This window comes from Pseudoalteromonas sp. Z1A8 (genome assembly GCF_011378855.1).
Taxonomy (GTDB): Bacteria; Pseudomonadota; Gammaproteobacteria; order Enterobacterales; family Alteromonadaceae; genus Pseudoalteromonas.
On sequence record NZ_WTLB01000003.1, the window covers coordinates 61292 to 82113 of the forward strand.

At 38.7% G+C, this 20822-nt stretch carries 20 protein-coding genes; 10 read left to right on the forward strand and 10 right to left on the reverse strand.

Features of this window, described 5'->3' with window-relative positions; genetic code table 11:
• Positions 1–52 precede the first annotated feature (52 nt).
• A complete protein-coding gene (locus GQR55_RS02065; protein ID WP_007378231.1) occupies positions 53–871 on the reverse strand; it encodes a helix-turn-helix domain-containing protein in 819 nt (272 codons plus the stop codon).
• Positions 872–983: 112 nt separating this feature from the next.
• Between GQR55_RS02065 and GQR55_RS02070 the strand changes: the two genes are divergently transcribed.
• Entirely contained in the window at positions 984–4070 is a 3087-nt protein-coding gene (locus tag GQR55_RS02070; protein WP_166419261.1) for a beta-galactosidase, read from the forward strand.
• Between the two features lie 56 nt (positions 4071–4126).
• Here the strand turns inward: GQR55_RS02070 and GQR55_RS02075 are convergent, their stop codons facing one another.
• Together GQR55_RS02075 and GQR55_RS02080 are read right to left on the reverse strand one after the other, a co-directional pair.
• A complete protein-coding gene (locus tag GQR55_RS02075; RefSeq protein WP_166419262.1) occupies positions 4127–4573 on the reverse strand; it encodes a DoxX family protein in 447 nt (148 codons plus the stop codon).
• A 196-nt stretch (positions 4574–4769) separates the two neighbouring features.
• Positions 4770–5915 carry an iron-containing alcohol dehydrogenase gene (locus GQR55_RS02080; RefSeq protein ID WP_166419263.1) on the reverse strand — a complete coding sequence of 382 codons (1146 nt, stop codon included), beginning with the start codon at positions 5913–5915 and terminating at the stop codon, positions 4770–4772.
• A gap of 184 nt (positions 5916–6099) precedes the next feature.
• Here GQR55_RS02080 and GQR55_RS02085 point away from each other — a divergent pair, with 184 nt between their 5' ends.
• Both GQR55_RS02085 and GQR55_RS02090 read left to right on the forward strand, forming a co-directional pair.
• Positions 6100–6984 carry an AraC family transcriptional regulator gene (locus GQR55_RS02085; protein ID WP_166419264.1) on the forward strand — a complete coding sequence of 295 codons (885 nt, stop codon included), beginning with the start codon at positions 6100–6102 and terminating at the stop codon, positions 6982–6984.
• 104 nt (positions 6985–7088) lie between these two features.
• Entirely contained in the window at positions 7089–8702 is a 1614-nt protein-coding gene (locus GQR55_RS02090) for a diguanylate cyclase (protein WP_166419265.1), read from the forward strand.
• Between the two features lie 11 nt (positions 8703–8713).
• Here GQR55_RS02090 and GQR55_RS02095 read toward each other — a convergent pair whose 3' ends face one another.
• Together GQR55_RS02095 and GQR55_RS02100 are read right to left on the reverse strand one after the other, a co-directional pair.
• On the reverse strand, positions 8714–9505 hold the full coding sequence (locus GQR55_RS02095; protein ID WP_166419266.1) for a hypothetical protein: 792 nt from the start codon (positions 9503–9505) through the stop codon (positions 8714–8716).
• Positions 9506–9699: 194 nt separating this feature from the next.
• Positions 9700–10119: a VOC family protein gene (locus GQR55_RS02100; RefSeq protein ID WP_002962853.1), complete on the reverse strand. Its 420-nt coding sequence runs from the start codon at positions 10117–10119 to the stop codon at positions 9700–9702.
• Positions 10120–10392: 273 nt separating this feature from the next.
• Here GQR55_RS02100 and GQR55_RS02105 point away from each other — a divergent pair, with 273 nt between their 5' ends.
• Together GQR55_RS02105 and GQR55_RS02110 are read left to right on the forward strand one after the other, a co-directional pair.
• The gene (locus GQR55_RS02105; RefSeq protein WP_007587218.1) at positions 10393–10698 is read left to right on the forward strand and encodes a hypothetical protein; all 306 of its coding nucleotides are present in this window, start codon (positions 10393–10395) and stop codon (positions 10696–10698) included.
• Complete coding sequence (locus GQR55_RS02110) at positions 10695–11075, forward strand: hypothetical protein (protein WP_166419267.1); 381 nt, start codon at positions 10695–10697, stop codon at positions 11073–11075. Before GQR55_RS02105 ends, GQR55_RS02110 begins: the two co-directional genes overlap by 4 nt.
• A gap of 1 nt (position 11076) precedes the next feature.
• On the opposite strand, the gene GQR55_RS02115 is transcribed toward GQR55_RS02110, so the two are convergent.
• Positions 11077–11898 carry a sterol desaturase family protein gene (locus GQR55_RS02115; protein ID WP_166419268.1) on the reverse strand — a complete coding sequence of 274 codons (822 nt, stop codon included), beginning with the start codon at positions 11896–11898 and terminating at the stop codon, positions 11077–11079.
• Positions 11895–12341 (reverse strand): SRPBCC family protein, encoded by a 447-nt coding sequence (locus tag GQR55_RS02120; protein WP_166419269.1) that lies wholly within the window; start codon positions 12339–12341, stop codon positions 11895–11897. Before GQR55_RS02120 ends, GQR55_RS02115 begins: the two co-directional genes overlap by 4 nt.
• A gap of 97 nt (positions 12342–12438) precedes the next feature.
• On the opposite strand from GQR55_RS02120, the gene GQR55_RS02125 reads away from it, so the two are divergent.
• From GQR55_RS02125 to GQR55_RS02135, 3 genes are all read left to right on the forward strand, one after another.
• On the forward strand, positions 12439–13443 hold the full coding sequence (locus GQR55_RS02125) for an AraC family transcriptional regulator (protein ID WP_166419270.1): 1005 nt from the start codon (positions 12439–12441) through the stop codon (positions 13441–13443).
• A gap of 100 nt (positions 13444–13543) precedes the next feature.
• Positions 13544–14317 carry a transporter substrate-binding domain-containing protein gene (locus GQR55_RS02130; RefSeq protein ID WP_166419271.1) on the forward strand — a complete coding sequence of 258 codons (774 nt, stop codon included), beginning with the start codon at positions 13544–13546 and terminating at the stop codon, positions 14315–14317.
• A 360-nt stretch (positions 14318–14677) separates the two neighbouring features.
• Positions 14678–15775 carry a polysaccharide lyase family 7 protein gene (locus GQR55_RS02135; protein WP_166419272.1) on the forward strand — a complete coding sequence of 366 codons (1098 nt, stop codon included), beginning with the start codon at positions 14678–14680 and terminating at the stop codon, positions 15773–15775.
• Positions 15776–15779: 4 nt separating this feature from the next.
• On the opposite strand, the gene GQR55_RS02140 is transcribed toward GQR55_RS02135, so the two are convergent.
• Complete coding sequence (locus GQR55_RS02140) at positions 15780–16181, reverse strand: NUDIX hydrolase (protein WP_166419273.1); 402 nt, start codon at positions 16179–16181, stop codon at positions 15780–15782.
• A gap of 184 nt (positions 16182–16365) precedes the next feature.
• Here GQR55_RS02140 and GQR55_RS02145 point away from each other — a divergent pair, with 184 nt between their 5' ends.
• Positions 16366–18249 (forward strand): propionyl-CoA synthetase, encoded by a 1884-nt coding sequence (locus tag GQR55_RS02145; RefSeq protein ID WP_166419274.1) that lies wholly within the window; start codon positions 16366–16368, stop codon positions 18247–18249.
• Positions 18250–18458: 209 nt separating this feature from the next.
• Positions 18459–19316 (forward strand): MBL fold metallo-hydrolase, encoded by an 858-nt coding sequence (locus tag GQR55_RS02150; protein WP_166419275.1) that lies wholly within the window; start codon positions 18459–18461, stop codon positions 19314–19316.
• A 270-nt stretch (positions 19317–19586) separates the two neighbouring features.
• Here the strand turns inward: GQR55_RS02150 and GQR55_RS02155 are convergent, their stop codons facing one another.
• Both GQR55_RS02155 and GQR55_RS02160 read right to left on the reverse strand, forming a co-directional pair.
• Entirely contained in the window at positions 19587–19931 is a 345-nt protein-coding gene (locus GQR55_RS02155; protein ID WP_166419276.1) for a PDZ domain-containing protein, read from the reverse strand.
• A gap of 112 nt (positions 19932–20043) precedes the next feature.
• The gene (locus tag GQR55_RS02160; RefSeq protein ID WP_225305743.1) at positions 20044–20787 is read right to left on the reverse strand and encodes a nucleotide-binding protein; all 744 of its coding nucleotides are present in this window, start codon (positions 20785–20787) and stop codon (positions 20044–20046) included.
• Positions 20788–20822 lie beyond the last annotated feature (35 nt).

Genomic DNA, 20822 nt, shown 5'->3' on the forward strand with positions numbered 1-20822 from the left:
TAAGAAATCGCACAATACCTTAAATTTATTCAAATGTAGAGAGCCGCTAACGTTATTTTCTAAATTCGCTTGGCGACACACCTACCGACTTCTTAAAACGTTTGGAAAAATTAAAAATATTAGAGTACCCCACATAACTTGCCACATGCGAAATTGGCCAAGCCGTGTTTAACAATAAGTTTTTAGCCCGTTCAATGCGTAAATAAATAAGTTGTTGTATTGGACTTTTACCAAATTGCGCTTGGCATAAACGATGCAAATGCGGCGATGAGTAATGCACATGTTCGCACATTACCTCTATTGTCCAATCAAACTGCAAGCGCTTATCTACCTCTTCAAACAGACTAATTAAACGATTATGCGCCGCACCCTGTGAATTATTTTGCAGCGTAGCATTTAAGTAATGACTTAAAATAGGCGTTACGCTTTCGCGTAAATTAGCATTGGGCTCGCTGTATAAAAGCTCCATAGCAAGGTGTAACGGTTCAAGTTTTTGCTCGGTTAATACCAATGCTTGCGCTAAGTTTAAATGCTGCCAACGTTTAGTATTTGCAAGGTTTAACCAAATAACATCCCAATGTTCAGCATCAATTTTCACTTCAAAGCTTTGCTTTGCTGGTAGCACAATAAGTGTATTGGCATTAAGTGTGTACTGCTCATTTTGTGTTGTTAATTTACCCTGCCCTGCAAGCGTATAAAAAAGTGTATGTTCTAGCGGTGCTGAGCGTGCTACGCAATAACGACCCGATAGGTTTGAGCAACCCGCAAGTGCTATTTCAAGGTTTGGCATTTGCGCGAGCGTTTGTGAATCAATAAAGCGTTCTATACAACGCGGACCAATATCGAGTATGTCTTTAATGTTATAGCGCATAATTACAATGATAGTTTTGGACAAATAAAGGAGAGCTTTAAGCATAACCCCTGCGATTATTTTTAGCTATATTTAGCGCATTATAATTGCCCGCTTATGCAATAGGATAAACATGACCTCTTTACAGCACATAATTAATCGCCGAGATTGGGAAAACCCAATTTCAGTACAAGTTAATCAAGTAAAAGCGCACAGCCCACTCAATGGATTTAAAAGCGTTGACCATGCCCGTACTAACACGCAATCGCAAAAACAAAGTTTAAACGGTCAGTGGGACTTTAAATTATTTGATAAACCCGAAGCGGTTGATGAATCGTTGCTAAGTGAAACACTAAACAGCAACTGGCAAAGTATTACAGTGCCTTCTAACTGGCAATTACACGGCTTTGATAAACCTATTTACTGTAATGTTAAGTACCCATTTGCAGTTAACCCGCCTTTTGTACCAAGCGACAACCCTACAGGCTGTTACCGCACTGAATTTAATATAAGCGAAAGTCAGCTAACTCAGCGTAATCATATTATTTTTGAAGGCGTTAACTCGGCGTTTCACCTGTGGTGTAACGGACAGTGGGTGGGTTATTCACAAGATAGCCGTTTACCGAGCGAGTTTGATTTAAGCGAACTGTTAGTTGCAGGCACTAACCGTATTGCCGTTATGGTTATTCGTTGGAGCGATGGCAGTTATTTAGAAGATCAGGACATGTGGTGGCTAAGCGGTATTTTTCGCGATGTTAACTTACTTACAAAACCACAAAACCAAATACGTGATGTGTTTATAACCCCCGATTTAGACGCTTGCTATCGCGATGCAACGCTACATATAAAAACGGCGATTAATGCGCCAAATAACTATCAAATAGCAGTGCAAGTTTTTGATGGCGAACAGGCGCTATGTGAGCCGCAAATTCAAAGTACTAACAATAAACGTGTTGATGAAAAAGGTGGTTGGAGCGATGTTGTATTTCAAACAATTGATATACAAAGCCCTAAAAAATGGACCGCCGAAACCCCATACTTATACCGCTGCGTTGTGAGCCTGCTTGATGAGCAAGGCAATACCATCGACGTTGAAGCTTATAACATTGGCTTTAGAAAAGTAGAAATGCTTAACGGGCAGCTTTGCTTAAACGGCAAACCGCTACTCATTCGCGGTGTTAACCGCCACGAACACCACCCAGAAAACGGCCATACAGTTACTACCGCCGATATGATTGAAGATATTAAGCTGATGAAGCAAAATAACTTTAATGCCGTGCGTACTGCTCACTACCCTAATCATCCACGTTTTTACGAGCTATGTGACGAGCTAGGTTTATACGTAGTAGATGAAGCCAACATAGAAACCCATGGTATGTTTCCTATGGGGCGTTTAGCGAGCGATCCGCAGTGGGCTAGCGCATTTATGTCGCGTTATACACAAATGGTTGAGCGCGATAAAAACCACCCCTCTATTATTATTTGGTCACTGGGTAACGAATGCGGGCATGGTGCCAACCACGATGCCATGTACGGCTGGTCAAAAAGCTTTGACCCGTCTCGCCCAGTGCAATACGAAGGCGGCGGAGCAAATACAACGGCTACCGACATTATTTGCCCAATGTACGCCCGTGTAGATACCGATATAAAAGACGATGCAGTGCCTAAGTATTCAATTAAAAAATGGTTGAGCCTACCAGGTGAAACTCGCCCGCTTATTTTATGTGAGTACGCGCACGCTATGGGTAACAGCCTAGGTAGCTTTGACGATTACTGGCAAGCATTTAGAGAATACCCACGCCTACAAGGTGGCTTTATTTGGGATTGGGTAGACCAAGGTTTATCTAAAACAGACGAAAATGGCGAGCATTACTGGGCTTACGGTGGCGACTTTGGTGATGAACTAAATGACCGTCAATTTTGTATAAACGGTTTATTATTCCCTGACCGTACACCGCACCCAAGCCTATTTGAAGCTAAATACAGCCAGCAACATTTACAATTTACACTGCGTGAGCAAAATAAAAATCAATACAGTATTGATGTATTTAGCGATTACGTATTTAGGGCAACAGATAACGAAAAACTCGTTTGGCAATTAATGCAAAATGGCATATGCGTTGAGCAAGGCGAGCAAGTACTTAATATAGCGCCGCAAAGTACGCACACTTTAACAATTAAAACCAAAACAACGTTTGAGCAAGGCGCACAGTATCACTTAAATTTAGAGTGTGTGCTAATTAACGACTCGCACTTTGCAAACGCTAATCACGTTATGGATACCGCGCAGTTTAAGCTTATAAACAGCAAGAGCTTAAGCTGTAATGTGTTTGCATCAGCTACAGAGCAAAGCGCTATAAGTGTTAATGAAACAGACTCTCACCTAAGTATTGAAGGCGATAAGTTTAAACTTATTTTTAGTAAGCAATCAGGGCTTATAGAGCAGTGGTTACAAAACGATACTCAGGTTATTAGTAGCCCATTAGTTGATAATTTTTATCGTGCACCACTTGATAACGATATTGGTGTAAGCGAGGTAGACAACCTCGATCCTAATGCATGGGAAGCTCGTTGGTTGCGCGCAGGTATAGGACAATGGCAGCGCACATGTAGCTCAATTAATGCAGTGCAATCAAGCGTTGATGTACGTATTACTTGTGTATTTAATTACGAGTTTAATGGCGCGCTACAAGCACAAACACAGTGGTTATATACCCTCAATAATACCGGCACTATTAGCATCAATATTGATGTGCACTTAAACGACACTCTGCCACCAATGCCGCGAATAGGGTTAAGTACAACGCTTAACAAGCAAAGTAATACACAAGTAAACTGGCTAGGGTTAGGGCCTTTTGAAAACTACCCAGATCGCAAAGCCGCAGCACGTTTAGGTTATTACAGCTTGAGCTTAAATGAGCTACATACCCCGTATATATTCCCAACCGATAACGGACTGCGTAGCGATTGCCAATTACTGAGCATTAATAACTTAACCGTAACTGGCGCGTTTTTATTTGTCGCCAGTGAGTATTCACAAAGTATGTTAACACAGGCAAAGCACACTAATGAGCTAATTGCTGATGATTGCGTGCATGTACATATTGATCATCAACATATGGGCGTGGGTGGCGATGACTCGTGGAGCCCAAGCACCCATAAAGAATATTTACTTGAGCAAAAGCAGTATAGTTATTCTTTAACTTTTTCAGCTAAATAGGTTATTTAAACAAAAACAGCGGCCAAATTGGCCGCTGTTTTTTAAATTTATAAACGTTATTTATTAGCTAGTTTTTTAGCTAATACGTTATCAAGCGAAAAACTTCCTGCCCCTTGAATAACAAGTACAGCCATTACAACAAGTAACGTTAAAGCATATTCGTAGCCATTGTTTGCCATAAACAAACCATTACTAATATGCACGCTAAAAATAGCAATCAACATTGTAAAGCCGGCAACAACCGCTGCTGGGCGTGTTAATAAACCAATAACCAAGGCAATACCACCAAAAAACTCTGCACTACCGGCCATCATTGCTAACCAGTAACCTGGCTCTAAGCCAATGCTTGCCATCCATTGCCCTGTGCCTTCAAGGCCATAACCGCCAAACCAAGCAAATAGTTTTTGTGCACCATGCGCCGCTAAAATAAGGCCAACTGGCACTCGTAAAATTAATGCTGCTACGCCTGCTTTTGAGCTTAATATTTTTTGCAATAGTGTCATGAGTTTTTATCCTGTGTAAATTTATAAGGTGTTAGTTCTGCTAACCGATGAACACAGTTTACTATCATCATTTGGAAATGTTAATATCGGTATTATTGGTTAATTATCAATGCAGTGTTTTTAATGTGTTTTATGCACAAAAAAGCCGCTAACTTTAAACGTTAGCGGCTTTTAGTTTTAAGTTACTTAAAAGTGATTAAGCAACTGCTTGCTCTAAAATTTCACGGCTTTCTTTAAGCGTAATTGCTTGGTTTTCACCAAGTGCTAGCATGCCGTGCGCTTCAAGTTTACCAATAATATTGTCAATAGCCGCGGCTTTATCATCGCCATGTTCAGTAAGCACAGTTGCTACGTCAAGGCTGTGGTAAAACGCTTCAATTGCTGCAATTGTTTTCTCAGCTAAGTCGTCAGATTGCTCAAGACCAAATACGTTTTTACCCATTTGCTCTAGTTTTGCTTTTTTAACTGCAAATTGGTTGCGCAGTAAAGAAGGCTGAACAATAGCAAGTGAACGTGCATGGTCAACACCGTAAGCGGCTGTAAGCTCGTGGCCAATCATGTGCGTTGCCCAATCTTGCGATACACCAGAACCAATTAAACCGTTAAGTGCTTGGTTAGCTGCCCACATAAGGTTTGCGCGCCATGCATCGTCTTGGTTTTCAAAGTTATCGCCTAATGATTTAAGTGCTTTTAATAGCGCTTCAGCGTAACCATCTTGTACAAGTGCACCGGCAGGGAATGTTAGGTACTGCTCACACGTATGAACCCATGCATCTACTAAACCATTTACAAGTTGGCGCTGTGGTAATGTTTTCATTACATCAGGGTCCATAATTGCAAACTTAGGTTGTACCGCAGGAGACATAAACGGAAGTTTTTGTTTAGTCGCAGCTTTGCTCACAACAGAACCTTGGTTAGACTCAGAACCTGTAGCTGGAAGCGTAAGTACTGCCCCAATAGGTAATGCGCTAGTTACTTTATGCTTACCAGTAGGAATATCCCAACCTTCGCCATCATAAACGGCAGATGCTGCAATGTATTTAACGCCGTCGATTACAGAACCGCCGCCTACAGCTAGTACAAAGTCGATATCTTGTTCTTTACAAATTTTTACTGCTTGGTCTAACACTTCAATTGTTGGGTTAGCGCCAACTCCCGAGAATTCAACCCAATCAAAGCCTTCAAGTGCTGCTGCAACTTGGTCGTACACGCCGTTCTTTTTAATTGAACCGCCGCCGTACACTACAAGTACTTTTTGATCTTTTGCGATCAAATCAGTTAGTGAGGCAATTTGTTCTTGGCCGAACTGGATAAGTGTTGGATTTACGTAGCTAAATTTCATTATTTTGCTCCTAGGTGACGGTTAAATACTAAATATAATGCTTAGTTACTAACTAAGCCAAACTTCAATGAGTGCATATTAGTGGCAAAACAAACATTAAAAAAGCCCAATAACTCGCAAAAGCTTGCCTAAAACTGTCAATATTGATATTTTACACAAAATTAGTACGATAGTAGATGCTTTAATGTTCTCAATAGCCAACATGATGCAAAAATTTGCAGAGCACAATAATTTACTCAACTTTGAAGGCAACATGGAAACCATTATTCCAGGTGTGTATTTTCATCGCGCAAGTAAAAGCTCGCCACGCCAGCCACTCATATATAACTCAGGTATTATTATTGTTGGCCAAGGACATAAAATAATTCATTTCCCTGAACATCAAATAAAGTATGGCGAAGGTGACTACCTTGTTTTAGGTGTCCCCGTGCCACTTGAGTGCGAAGCTTTTACCGATAACAACCTGCCTGTAATGGGCATTATTATAGATATAAACCCGGTAATGTTACACAAGCTAGTAAACCAAATTGGTACACATAAGCCATTCACCACAGGGCAAATGAGTGGCGTTCAATCGGCTAAAATAGATGGCGTTATGGAGCAAGTAACCCACCGCTTACTTAGCGTGCTTAATAACCCTATTGAAGCAGACATTTTTGGCGAAGATATAGTAAAAGAATTAGTATATCGTGTGCTTTGCGGCCCACAAGGCGACACGTTAATAGGCCTTGCCATGCACGACGGGCACTATGCGCGCATAGCACGTACGCTGTCGACTATGCACAGTAGTTATGCCAATCAAATTACGGTTGAAGGGTTAGCTGAAGATGTAAATATGAGTGTGTCGTCGTTTCATCGTGCTTTTAGGCAAGTAACGTTTGAGTCACCTTTGCAGTATTTAAAAAAAGTACGCTTAGCTAAGGCTAAAGAGCTTATAACCAGTAGTGGAAGCAAGGCAAACGAAGCCGCATTAAAAGTTGGCTATACCAGCCCATCGCAATTTAGCCGCGAATTTAAGCGTCACTTTAATAAAACGCCAAGTGAAATGTTAACTCAATTACATAGCTAAACTACGCTACAAACAATTAGCTAATTGTTACTTTTATAACGTAACAATTAGCTAAACGAGTAAGCTCTGCTACTATAAAAAAGTAGTTGAGTTTGGATGCGCTTATGGCCGATAAAAAAAATCATAAAAATACAGACCCTAATATTTTGCAGGGAGGGGTTAAATATGTATTTCTATTTTTTATCTACCTAATAGCATTTATTAGTAATGCAGCCGACAGTAGCAATGCAGCCGACTTTTGCAATATAACACCTTTAAATAGCCAATCTTCTCTCTCATCTTTACAACTTAATACAGCATCTAAACTTCTGGCCAAACGTGGCACAAACGAATTTCAGCTCAACTGCTCGTTAAAGCATGGTGGCGTACTTTCGTTTTTGCATCCTGGCTTTACATGGCAGCAAAACGATATAATAAAACAGCCATTGAAATCGGGGCAAATTGCCTTTTTAATGGATTCAGGAAGCTTTACTGCCGTTATTACTCTTGAGTCAAAACTCAACTATACACCTCGATTTAAGTGGCAAAATACACAATTGTTTTTTAAAAACACACAACAACATAATCTCATTATGGGTGCTTTTTATGGGCTATGTATTACGCTCATTTTTTACGTATTAATAATGGGCCATAGGCTGCATGACAGTATATTTAAACTATACAGCGCCTATATTTTTTGTATTGGCAGCTTTATTTTACTTCAAGAAGGCCAGCTCTATTTATTCATAACTGAGCACGTTTCATCACTCCTATTTGATTTATATTTACTCAGCGTAGGCCTAACGGTACTCAGTGCTACATGGTTTATGTGCGCGCTGCTTGAACTAAACACAAACTGGCCAAAAACAAGTAAAGCTTTAAAAATTATGGCAAGTATTGTTATGTGCTTTTGTTTAATAAGAATATTGTTCAGCAATATTTTGATTTGGCAAGTAGCGGGCAACATAATGGCTTACGGCTCATTAGTTATTGTTACTGTCATTTTTATTTTAGCAGCACTGCAAGCTCGTAAAGGAATACACGAAGCAACACTTGTTTTTATAGCGTTGAGCTTGGTGCTCGTAAGTATGATATTTAGAGTATTACTTATTAATCAAAATCCATTTATGCAGCGTTACGGATTTATTTTAGCTTTCGCTATAGAATCATTTTTACTTGCTGTGGCGGTGTCTAGAAGAGTAAGTCGAATGCGTATAGCCAAAAAACAAGCAGAGTCGGAGGCGAACTACGATCACTTGTGTAATATTTTAAATAGGCGAGGTTGGAGCAAAAAGGCCAATTTACTCATTAAACAACACAGCGAGCAATCGGGTATTTTGTGCCTAATGTATATCGATCTTGATAACTTTAAACAAATAAACGACACACACGGCCACGATAGTGGCGACAAAGTTTTATGCTGTGTAGCCAATTATTTAAAAAACAGCATGCGAAGAAGCGATGCTGTAGGAAGGATTGGTGGTGACGAATTTGTCGTACTTGCTCACTTTAACAATAACGACGAAGTAAACAGCAAAGTACATGAACTAGAACGCCAGTTAAACGAACTTGTAATAACACTAAACGGCAATAAGATTAATATACACGCAAGTGTGGGGCTTACTAACTTTAATGTTCCACCACACAGTATTGATCAAATTTTAAAGGCTGGCGACAGCGCCATGTATCAGCAAAAAATGCTGCGAAAAGTAAAACCACTGACTTTAGTTGATGGCTAGAGTCTCTTAGTTTAATTACTTAAAGCTGGCGTTGGTTGGCTAAGCTGTTTACGATTTACAAAATAACTAACAACGATAGTAAACAATGTTGAGCAAACCGCTGCGGCTGCATATACCTGCCAAATAACAAAGTTAAGCTTAAGCGCTAAGGCAATTACTGCAAAAAATACACACCCACCTAATGAACCAATAATACCGCCATTAAGAATTTTAAACGTTGAGGCTTGTTTGTCACTAAAGTGAGCAACACTGCCCATCACCGCTAAAATAACCGGAAAGGTAGATATTAATCCGCTCCAAGCAGACCCTATATGTTGTGATATAAACGTAACAAGCACAATAAAACTTGTTACGAGTACCATTTTTACTGGCAGCTCCCAGCGAGCATTTAATGGTTTTGCATCAACTGATATATTTAGCTTTGTGGAGATAACAGTTAAACCGAGTAAAATACACAGCGAAACCACACTCGCCACAATAATATCCACAGGCAAAAATAAAGTAATAATGCTAAATACACACCAAATGCTTAACGCTGTAAAAAGCGACTTAAACACACCAAATCTTCGTGATACAACCAAGTAACTAAAACAAAATAAACCTATACCACTCATACCGTATAAAGATGCCACAGCAGAGTTTGCAGCAAATAGCTTACCTTGCTCCAGCGCTATAAAATAAGATATTGGCCCCGAGGTGATAGGCAATCCAGGAATAATCCCACTAACAAAACTACCAAAGCGCTTTTGGGCATATGTTATCAGTAAAATAAGCAAAGGTGCGATTGTAAGTTTAAGTAGCATAAATAACAATAAAGTATGAGAGTTAAGATTAAGTCTACGCGGCTGTTACTATATTGTAGAGTGAATAAAAATCACTCATATAGTGTGATTTTTTTCACCTATAAATATTAAGTCATTTATCAAAAAACACTGATTAACAGTTATAAAAAAGCCACTAATTAAAGTGGCTATAAGCTTTACTAATACAACTGTATTTATACTTTTTTAAATAAAACCTCTGGGTTTACCATGGTTTTCATTTCAAGCACATTGCCATTTGGATCTTCAATAAAAAACGTTTCTTGCTCAAACTCATCACCAATAAAACGACGGTATGGTTTATCTAGGTATTCAATACCCGCATCTTCAATACGTTTTTTTAATCCATTAAATTCATCTTCAGATAAGTGAATTCCAAAGTGAGGTACTGCTACAGCTCCCATATCTACATCATGGCGAACTGTTGGTAGGCGCTCAACACTTTGGTGCAAGGTAAGTTCATTACCCCAAAAATCTATATCTACCCAGCGACCTTCTTCACTGTTACCCGTTTTACAGCCAAGTACGTCACAATAAAACGCTTTAGCCACTTTTAAATCGCCAGCCGGAATAGCCAGATGCAAACAGTTAGACATAAATTACCCTTGGTTAACTCTTTAATACATTAAATTATCGTTATTATACATAACTTGTGATTTATAGAACATTAACAACGATACTATTAAGCATATTTAATACCTAAAAGTTGTTTGAAAAACACTCTTTTTAGGTTTGTAATTACTTATAACATTTATTTGTTAGAGAGTATTAGAAAGCGCTAAAGGATTAGTTTAAAATGCGCCGCTATGATTAAATTCCTACTTTTAAAATTCATCACTTTCTTTTTAGGCTTTGTAGCTTGCTTTGCGATGCACACTACTTTTGCCTTGCCTTTAGTGATTTCTGCTGCACTAACGGGGCTTATTGGCTCGTTTATTCCTTTTCCTGCGCATTATAAAAACCATCCTTATGCTGCAATTTATGCTGGCAGTTTTGCAGGTATGTGCTCAACCCACTTAATTACCAGTTACTGGGAAATTGCTATTATTTCGCTTATTGGCTCAAGTTTGTATGTGCTTACTATGAATATGTTTACAGGCTTTGGCGGTAAGCTTGGCAGTGTTGCCTTTGCTAGTGTGGCACTTTTTGTATTAGCTAAAGGAATTGTATTATGAGTATTGAATACCCTTTACTGGTACTGCTTGGTGCTTTTTTAACATTTTATTTGGCTAAACATAGCCGCTTTGATGGTGTAAGAGCGTCATCTTCACTGTCTATTATTGCTTATTTAATTTTTAGCGCCTTAAATTTAAACCCCGATTTATACGCAATTGTATTTTTTGGCGGTACATTTATAGGTATGAGCGCCCCACATCGCTTTGGTATTTATACCGTAGCAAGCTCATCTATTTTGTTTTCAATATTATTTGAGTACCTTGTACCAAAGCTTGACGGCTATGGCGGTGCATTAGGTATTAGCGCATTTTTGTCTGTATGTATTTGCCATACTTGTATTTTATTGGGTGCGCCAAGAAGTAAAAAGCCACAATAACTTACTTACGTTTAATACTAGTTGTAGGGTAGCCAAATAGCACTCTACATTTAGCTTTTATTCCCGATGCCTTATAAACACTTTTCAATAAGTGCTCCCACTGATGAAACGTAATAACGACTGGGTTATTGCTATTAAGCTGCCCTATAATTCCGTATTTACAAGGCTTTGATTTATCTTCTTCTACAAAGGTGCCAAATAGCTTATCCCAAATAATAAGTACACCGGCAAAGTTTTTATCAAGGTAACCTGCATTTATTGCGTGATGAACTCGGTGATGCGAAGGCGTATTAAATACTTTTTCAAACCAGCCTAACTTACCTACTATTTGAGTATGTACAAAAAATTGATACGCCAAATTTAATGCAACCACGCTAAATACTGTTAGCGGTTCAAATCCAATTAAAATCATAGGTAGCCAAAACATCCACATACCGGCTACGGGGTACATTAAGCTTTGCCTAAATGCGGTGGTGAAATTCATTTTAGTTGAGCTATGGTGCACCACATGTGCAGCCCACAACCAATGAATATGATGCGATGCTTTATGAAACCAATAATACAAAAAATCTTGCAGTAAAAATGCAAATGCAATACTTAATACACTCACTTCAATATCAAACAATCTATAGTCATACAACCAATTAAATAAAGGCATTAACAGCAGTAACGCAATAGCATCTGCGCCTTGGTGTAATAGCGCTAACACTGTATTTGCTAGGCTATCTTTTATGTCGTAATAGCGCTTAAACTTAATAAACTCACAGCAAACAAATATCAAAAATAACGGGCTAAGAGCGAGCAAAATAATTTCTGAGTTCATACTTTACCCGCCAAAAAATAATTATTTAAATTGTTTAACGCTTGGGTTATATCTTTTGTAATAACATATTTAAGTAATGCATTTGGCATCCACCATGGAGCTGAGCAGCTTATGCAATAGTTAAGTTCGGTAACTAAAGTATTGATGTCTTTATTTGCAGTGAGGTATATATCGCCTCGATGATTAGCTACTGGTTTATCGCCTACTATTTGGTAATGGATATGATTTTGATCGGCACTGATTATTTGCTCTGAAAAAGTTATTTTACCTATTTTTACTTGCCTAACAGATCCTTTTCCGCCTTCTATTTGCCCTTCGTCTTGTGCTTGTAGCAGCGTAAATTTGGCGTTAAAAAATCGATGCAACTGTTGATGATCCAATAGTGTGCTTATTATTTGCTTTGGCTGTGCATTAAGCGTTTGTTTAATTGTTATAAGTATCATTTTTACAGCAAGAGGTTATTAGGCATTCAACTAGCATATAAAAATTTAACGTGGCAAACTTGCTAATACACGACTATTTTTTAGCTTTAGATGACAAATGCACACATTGGCTGATCATTACTTTTCAAGTATTCTTGATTACTTACAAGCGCAAGGCATTAGTACTAAAACGGCTTTGCACGCTATTAGCTTTGACGAATTTAGTAATCAACGTGCCCATCAATTAGCGCCGCGTATTAGTTTAAATAGTTACAATGCTTTATTAGTTTATGGCAAGAAAACACTTAACGATCCTCTTTTTGGTTTTACCCTAGGTCAGCAAATTCGCACTGCTGACTACGGCGTTTTAGGTTACTTAATTGAATCAAGCGATAACTTAAGCAGTGCCATTAAAGCATTGTTAAGCTACGATAGTTTGGTGGCTGATATTGGTAAAGCCAAGTTTGAACTAAATACTGATACAGCAACTATTCGTTGGATTGCTCACCAAAGTTGCAATGAGCATGTTGTTTTACGAAACATGACCGCGTGGGTAAGTGTGATTCGCCAGTTAATAAATTTAACGCTTTCGCCAAGTAGTATTAGTTTCACTTATAATTGGTTGCCATCGCAAAGGCGCGCCCTTGAATCATGGTTTAAATGCCCTGTAAAAAGCAGTGCTGAATATAATCAAATTAGCTTTCCGAGCCATTATTTAACGCTGCCCTTTAAAACCGATAACGCCATTATTAATTCTACTTTTAAGCAATTGTCAGAGCAGCAACTCTCTAACTTTAAAAGCCAGCAGTGCATTGACGATAAAGTTAATCAGTTACTTACAGCTAAAACCACCTTGCAAAACTGCAACCTAATATCCATAGCTAATGCGCTTAATTTAACACCCCGAACGCTACAACGACGCTTAAAACAACAAAACTTAACCTTTGCTCAGCTACTTGAAAAAGAACGTAAAAAACGAGCTAATACCTTAATCGGTAACATGCCACTTGCTGAACTATCTAATATTTTAGGATTTCAAGATCAAAGCTCTTTTAATCGAGCTTTTTTACGCTGGCATGAGTGCTCGCCTTTAAAATTTATAAAAATATCCACATCAAAGTAAGGCCACTGCGTTGTTTATTTACATTAAATAAACATAACGTGTATACCTTTTAACCAGCACTCTTTACACTAGCGATAATATTATTTAAAAAGATTTGTTTATGTTAGTTCGTGTTGTATTTAGTGCCTGTGTATTTATGTTTTATAGCGTCATATGTAACGCAGATACGATCACATTTATAGCTGAAGACCTTCCTCCTTATCACTTTAAAAATCAGCAAGGTGAAGTAAGCGGCGCTTTAGTCGACATTGCCAAAGCAGTTGTGAAGCAAACAAACTTAACCGCTAATTTTGAAATAATGCCTATGGCCCGCGTTTTTAAGGAGCATCAAACAAATACCAACGCCATAATGTTGTCTTTGTTAAAAACCCCAGAGCGGATTAATAAATATACGTGGTTAGGCGAAGTGTATTTTGCAGATGCTTATTTAATTAGCTTAAAAAGCCATGTAGATGAAGTTGTTCACTTAAATTTTGCTAAAGAGTATAAAGTAGCAACCATTCGTGGCTACCTGAGCGAAGCCTACTTAAAGCAAAAAGGCTTTACCGAAAATAACAATTTAATACTGGTCAGTTACTATAATCAACTTTGGCAAATGCTTTATAAAAACCGGATCGACTTTGTAGTAACTAATACACTTACACTTAATAACGAGCTAAAAAGCCTAGGACTCGATCCTAGCCTAATAACAAAACGAATTCATTTAAGCGATCTTCCCTCTTCACTTAATTTTGCAGCAAGTAATCAACTTAATCCTAAAACAGCTAAAGCACTCTCTGACGCATTAAGTAACATTAAAGAAAATGGTGAATACCATGCCATTTTAAACAAGTGGCAACTTTTATTACCAAACACGACTAACATGCAGCACTAACCATAGTTAAAGCCCGACATTAGTTATTGGCAGTGGTTATTTAGTTATTTGCTAAACGCTGCAAAGCAAACTAAAAAGTTAAAAATCTCCTCTCCCCCCAAAAAATAGACTGCGCCTTAGCGCCAAAATCTACGTTATACATCACTAAATGAATAGCCAAGCACATAAAAAACACATACCGCAAACACTTCCATAAAAGCCGTTAAAAAACACCCAAACCAAATTGGTATAACAAAAAAATCATTTAAAAAATATTTAATTTTACTAATTGGTAAGTTTTAATTGTTAAATTGGTATGCTAGATTGAGATTAAGCGATGCCTGTACCGCACAATTTTTACTTCATCACACAGAGACAATAATGATAAAAAATACATCCACATTTAAACTTACGGCTTTAGCCGTTATCACCCCTTTACTTTTTACCGCTTGTTCAAGTACCCAAAGCACTAATCAGCAAAGCGATGCGCCAGTACCTGCAACAAAGTTTGATTTATCTCACTGGAAAATAAATGTACCAGTTGATTTAAACAACGACGGTAAAATTGATGAAATAGATGTAGAAGAAATTCAGACTTACGCACACCCTGATTTTTTCTACCTTGATGAAAAAGGCTACATGGTATTTACCTCCCCTAATAAAGCGCTTACAAGTGCTAACTCTACTAATACCCGTAGTGAACTTAGACAGATGATCCGTGGATCAAATACTAAAATTAAAACTAAACATTCTAAAAACAATTTTGCTTTAGCTGTTCACCCGCTATCTGACCGATTTGGCTCTGTTGGTGGAAAAATGGAAGCAACATTAAAAGTAGATCACGTTGCGCTACGTGCGACTGATCCTGATAAAAAAGCAGCTTACTCGGTTGTTGTAGGTCAAATTCACGCAGGTAAAGATCAAGCTCTTATTGATACCAAGCTTGGTTACGGCTGGGGTAATGAGCCGCTTAAAATTTATTACAAAAAATGGCCAGGACATAAAACAGGCTCAGTTTTTTGGAACTACGAACGTAACTTAGCTAAAACGAATCCTGACCGTACAGACATTACTTACCCTGTTTGGGGTAATACATGGGAAAACCCTAACGAGCCAGGCGGTGCAGGTATTGCACTAGGTGAAGAATTTAGCTACACGGTAAATGTGTATAAAAATGTTATGCACCTTACATTTAGCGCACAAGGCAAAGAAGACGTTAATTACTCTATTAACTTAGGTAATAACGTAGATGCTTATGGCAAAGTGGACGAAAAAGACCATCCACATGGCTACGCTGCAGATTGGCATTACTTTAAAGCCGGCGCTTATAACCAATGTAGTACTAAAAGCGCGAAAGGTATTTGGTACCCAGGTTGTTTAGGTACTGGCGATTGGTCTACAGATAAACAAAATGGCGATTACGCTCAAGTAAGCTTTAGTAAACTAGAGTTGAGCCCTGCGACACCGCCAACAAAATAACGCCTTAGCCTAATACTGCTTCAGATAAGTAATTTTTTAGTGATGTAAACAGTGGCGTTGGTAGATTATTAATATCGCACCAGCGCCACTTTAAACATTTATTAGGTTCTTTAAGCTCAGGCTCTCCGCCTTCAAAATCAGCTTTTACATACAACGTAATATAGTGCTTGTTCTCTGCTGTAAAAATATCATTGGTAAAATCAAGCTTGGTAATTTTACTTACTTTTAAACCTGTTTCTTCAAACACTTCTCGTATTGCACATTGCTCAACACTTTCACCAAATTCTAAATGCCCGCCGGGCGTTGCCCATGTATTTTCACCATGTGCACCTATTCGCTCACCTAATAAAATAGTGTTTTGGCGCATAATAATAACTGCTACGCCTACTCGTACTGTGTTACTCATAAATTTTTTTCACTTATTTTAATTGCCCGCCATGCTGAGCTACACGCTTTATTTTGTCAATTTTGTATTTTTAAAACCAGTGTGTTGTTCAACTTTTAGCCGACCAAGGTCGAATAGCTTGCTTGCTAAAAAAAGCCTACATTTTGTAAGGTCTCTCACACATATCTAGTTTTAGGAGCCTTACATGTCAGGCAAATATCAACAGCAATATAATGAATTCAAGCAAAACCCAGCCGAGTTTTGGCTTAAACAAAGTAACAATATTCCATGGTATAAAGTACCAAAGCAAGCATACACACAAGACGACGACGGGCTTTACCATTGGTTTAGCGACGGGCAATTAAATACTAGTTTTTTAGCGCTAGACCAACACGTTATTGCCGGGTTTGGCGAGCAAACTGCACTGATTTACGACTCCCCTGTCACTAATACAAAGCAAACTTATAGCTACTCACAACTACAACAAGAAGTGGCTAAATTTGCAGGCGTAATACAATCGTTAGGTGTTAAAAAAGGCGACCGCGTTGTTATTTATATGCCAATGATCCCACAAGCTGTTATTGGTATGTTGGCGTGCGCTCGCTTAGGGGCGATTCATTCGGTGGTATTTGGTGGGTTTGCTGCGCACGAGCTGGCTGTACGCATTGATGATGCCAAGCCCAAACTTATACTTAGCGCCTCATGTGGTGTTGAAGTAAACAGCGTTATTGAATATAAACCACTTATTGATAACGCAATAGACTTAGCTGCGCACAAAGTAGAACACTGCATTATTTATCAGCGCCCACAAGTTACCGCCACTCTTAAGCCTAAACGAGACATAGATTGGACTCAGGCAATGCAAACAGCTGCAATCGCAGATCCGGTGCCTGTAAATGGTAACGATCCGCTTTATATTTTATATACCTCAGGCACGACAGGCACACCCAAAGGCGTAGTGCGCGAAAATGGCGGTCACGCAGTGGCAATGCAATACAGCATGGAAACCGTTTATGGTATGAAGCCCGGCGACGTATTTTGGGCAGCGTCTGACATTGGCTGGGTAGTTGGGCACTCTTATATAGTTTACGCACCGCTAATGTATCGCTGCGCGACCGTATTATATGAAGGTAAACCGGTTAAAACACCCGACGCCAGTGCATTTTGGCGCGTGGTTGAAGAGTATAAAGTAAATGCATTATTTAGTGCCCCCACCGCCTTTAGAGCAATTAAAAAAGAAGACCCAAATGCCGATGGTTTTAATCAATACGATACCTCTAGCTTAAAACGTTTGTTTTTAGCCGGCGAGCGATTGGACCCTCCCACTTACGAGTGGCTTAAAGAAAAAACCAAACTGCCAGTGCTCGATCATTGGTGGCAAACCGAAACTGGCTGGGCTATTGCTTGTAACCCTGTAGGGCTTGAGTACTTAGCAACAAAACCTGGCAGCTCTACCGTGCCTACTCCAGGTTTTGACGTGCGAATATTAGATATGGATGGCAATGAATGCGCAGCTAACGAGCAAGGCGCCGTGGTAATTAAACTGCCACTTCCACCGGGTTGCCTACCAACAATTTGGCAAGATACCCCGCGCTTTAAAGCAAGCTACCTAAATGAATACGAGGGTTATTATTTATCTGGAGATGGCGGTTATATTGATGAAGACGGCTACCTATTTATTATGGGCAGAACCGACGACGTTATAAATGTAGCAGGACATAGGCTTTCTACCGGCGAAATGGAAGAGATAGTAGCCGCGCACCCTGCTGTTGCCGAATGCGCTGTTTTTGGTGTGAACGATCCTCTAAAAGGGCAGCTTCCTATGGGAATGATCGTGCTTAAAAATGATTTTATGGGCTCAAGTACCGACGTAGAACAAGCGCTTGTTTTAAGTGTTCGTAATCAGATTGGCGCTATTGCGTGCCTTAAAAATATAGTTAGCGTAGATAGGTTGCCCAAAACACGCTCGGGTAAAATACTGCGTAAAAATTTACGTCAACTAGTTGATGGCGAAGAGCTACAAATACCTTCAACCATAGATGATGCCAGTATCTTTGAAGAAATAAACCAACAACTAACACAAAGATAAACCCAACCAACCTATCTAAAGCCATTTTTATAATGGCTTTTTATTTCATCCTTATATTTGATCCTTTTACTTAAGTTTAGGTTTAGTTTTAAGTTTTAAGTTTTAAGTTTTAAGCTTTAATTAAACCAATCACTGAAATTTTTTGCGACTTTGCGCTTTCTTCTTTTAATAGCGTTATTAATTTAATCTATTTAAAAAAGGAATGGTGTATGCCCCGCTTGCTACAAAAACTATTAACTACAGCCCTATTATTTATAGGCTTTGCCACACAAGCCTATGAAATAGAAGACTTAGGGGACGGCCTCCACCGCTTTATAGACGACAGACACCGCTCCGTATTTTTAATCACTCCTGAGGGCGCAGTTGTTACCGACCCACTTAATAAAAAAGCCGCCACCTGGTTAAAAGAGCAAATTAAAACTCGCTACAACGTACCGGTAAAGTATGTAATTTATAGCCATAATCACAGCGATCATATTTACGGCGCCGAGGTATTTAAAAGCCCGCACACCACTTTTGTAGCGCATAAACTCGCTGCGCAAGATATTAAAAACACACAAATGAAAACCGTAACACCCAACCTTACCTTTGATAACGAGCTACTGCTTACCCTTGGTGATTCAACAGTAAAGCTTAACTATCATGGTCCAAACGATGGTCGTGGTTCGGTTAGTGTATTATTCGAAAAGCAAAAAACATTGTTTGTTGTTGATTGGATTGTTATTGGCAGAATGCCGTGGCAAAAACTGTGGAGTTACGATATTCAAGGCATGATTAACTCAACCCAAGCGGTACTCAAATACGACTTTAATACTTTTGTAGGTGGACATGCCGATATTGGCAGCAAGGCTGATGTAGCGCGTTACTTAAGTTACTTAGAGCTTTTATATAGCCAAGTAACCGCAGGCGTTTTAGCTGGTAATACACTTGACAAAATTAAACAAAATGTAAAGTTAGACCAATTTAGTGACTTTAAGCAGTTTGATGCATGGTTACCGCTTAACATAGAAGGCGTGTACGAGCGTTTAATGGAAGAGTCTGGTATGGGTTGGCGCAGCGATTTGTAAGCTTTAGTCTAATAATCATTGGTATTGCCGTATTTAACGCAATACCAATGTATTCATTAATTAAATAAGGTTATTACTGATCAAACCTTTTTAATCTATCCCAATTACTTTAAGCAGTAACCTACATATAAACCGAGTAAGTAGTACTCCAAAAGCTCGCTAACATTGCCAACATTTACTGCGCCTAGTTCATTTACACAAACCCACGCTTTGGGAATAAACATGCTTTATAGGCTGGGTATATTTAGGTATTTTAAAAACGTCTTAGGTTTACCAAGCATTCATAGGGATTTTTAAAGGTACCTTGCTACCATCTTCATTCTCTAAAAGTAATTGTAAAATCTCTCCAGACTCCTTGCGCATTAATTCTTTTGCTTCACTGGCAGGGCAGCCTGGAATTTTACAATTTTCTATAGAAATTATTTTCTGCCCAGCAACAATCCCTGCTTTTTCAGCGGGTGAATTAGGCTCTACTTTTTCAATAACAAATGATGTTACCGTCGGGCTAAAAAAACCATCAGCGCCAACGTTCCCCGAAATTCCAAGTTTAACCTCCTCTGCAGCCAAGGCATTGAAAGAAATAATTGAGATTAAAATAATTATGAATTTGAACATATGAATTAACACTCCATGTAAGTCTATAGATGGTGAATAATAATTCACCAAAATTTTGATCTAATTAGAAATAGTCAACTGTCATTTTTCTGTTTTATGCTTGTTATGTGATTTATAACGCACGAGCTAAATCAACTTCATATCCTGAATGCTGTAGCTCTTTGATAACGTCCATTTTCCATGCGCCACGATCATCAAAATCATTATAAACGACTCCACTAATGTCATTTGGAGTTTCTATATTTCCCTTAACCAACGCAGTAACTTTTCTTCGTCCCAATCGTCCAATAAAATAGCCATGTTCAAAAACTACATTTTGGCGAGCCCTTGGTTTGCAATCGTCACCGCTTTTAGCTCCTACATCACATGGAGTGTAAAGCACTATTGCATAACCAACATCGCCGTAAGATTCAATTTTTTCAATAATCGTCTGGCTTGAACTAGCCTGCTCATGCAAAATAATTGGTGTTAAACCAATTTTTTCTATGAACCTTGCTAAGGTAACTTTTGCTAATTCATCTTGCCCATGAACTATAAATATTTTCTTATTCGTTTCATTGGAAACTGATGGATAATGAGATTTAGGAGAAAAATTTTTATTCATCTTTTTTACATCTATTTGATAGCCAGAAGGAAGCCCACCCATTTTTTCATGAAAACCAGGATCGACAACTTCATAAAGTTCAACGCCACCATTTGACATAGTACGTTCAATAAAATCACCAGCTTCAATTAATACATCAGATCTATGAATGAAAATTTTATTTTTCTGCACGCTAGCAGCAATATCATCATGCTCTTCGCCACTAGACCGCATAATTCTAACTTTATCTTTAAGTAAATCACCAAATGGCATATCGCCTCCTTGCTTTTTAATCACATAATTATTTG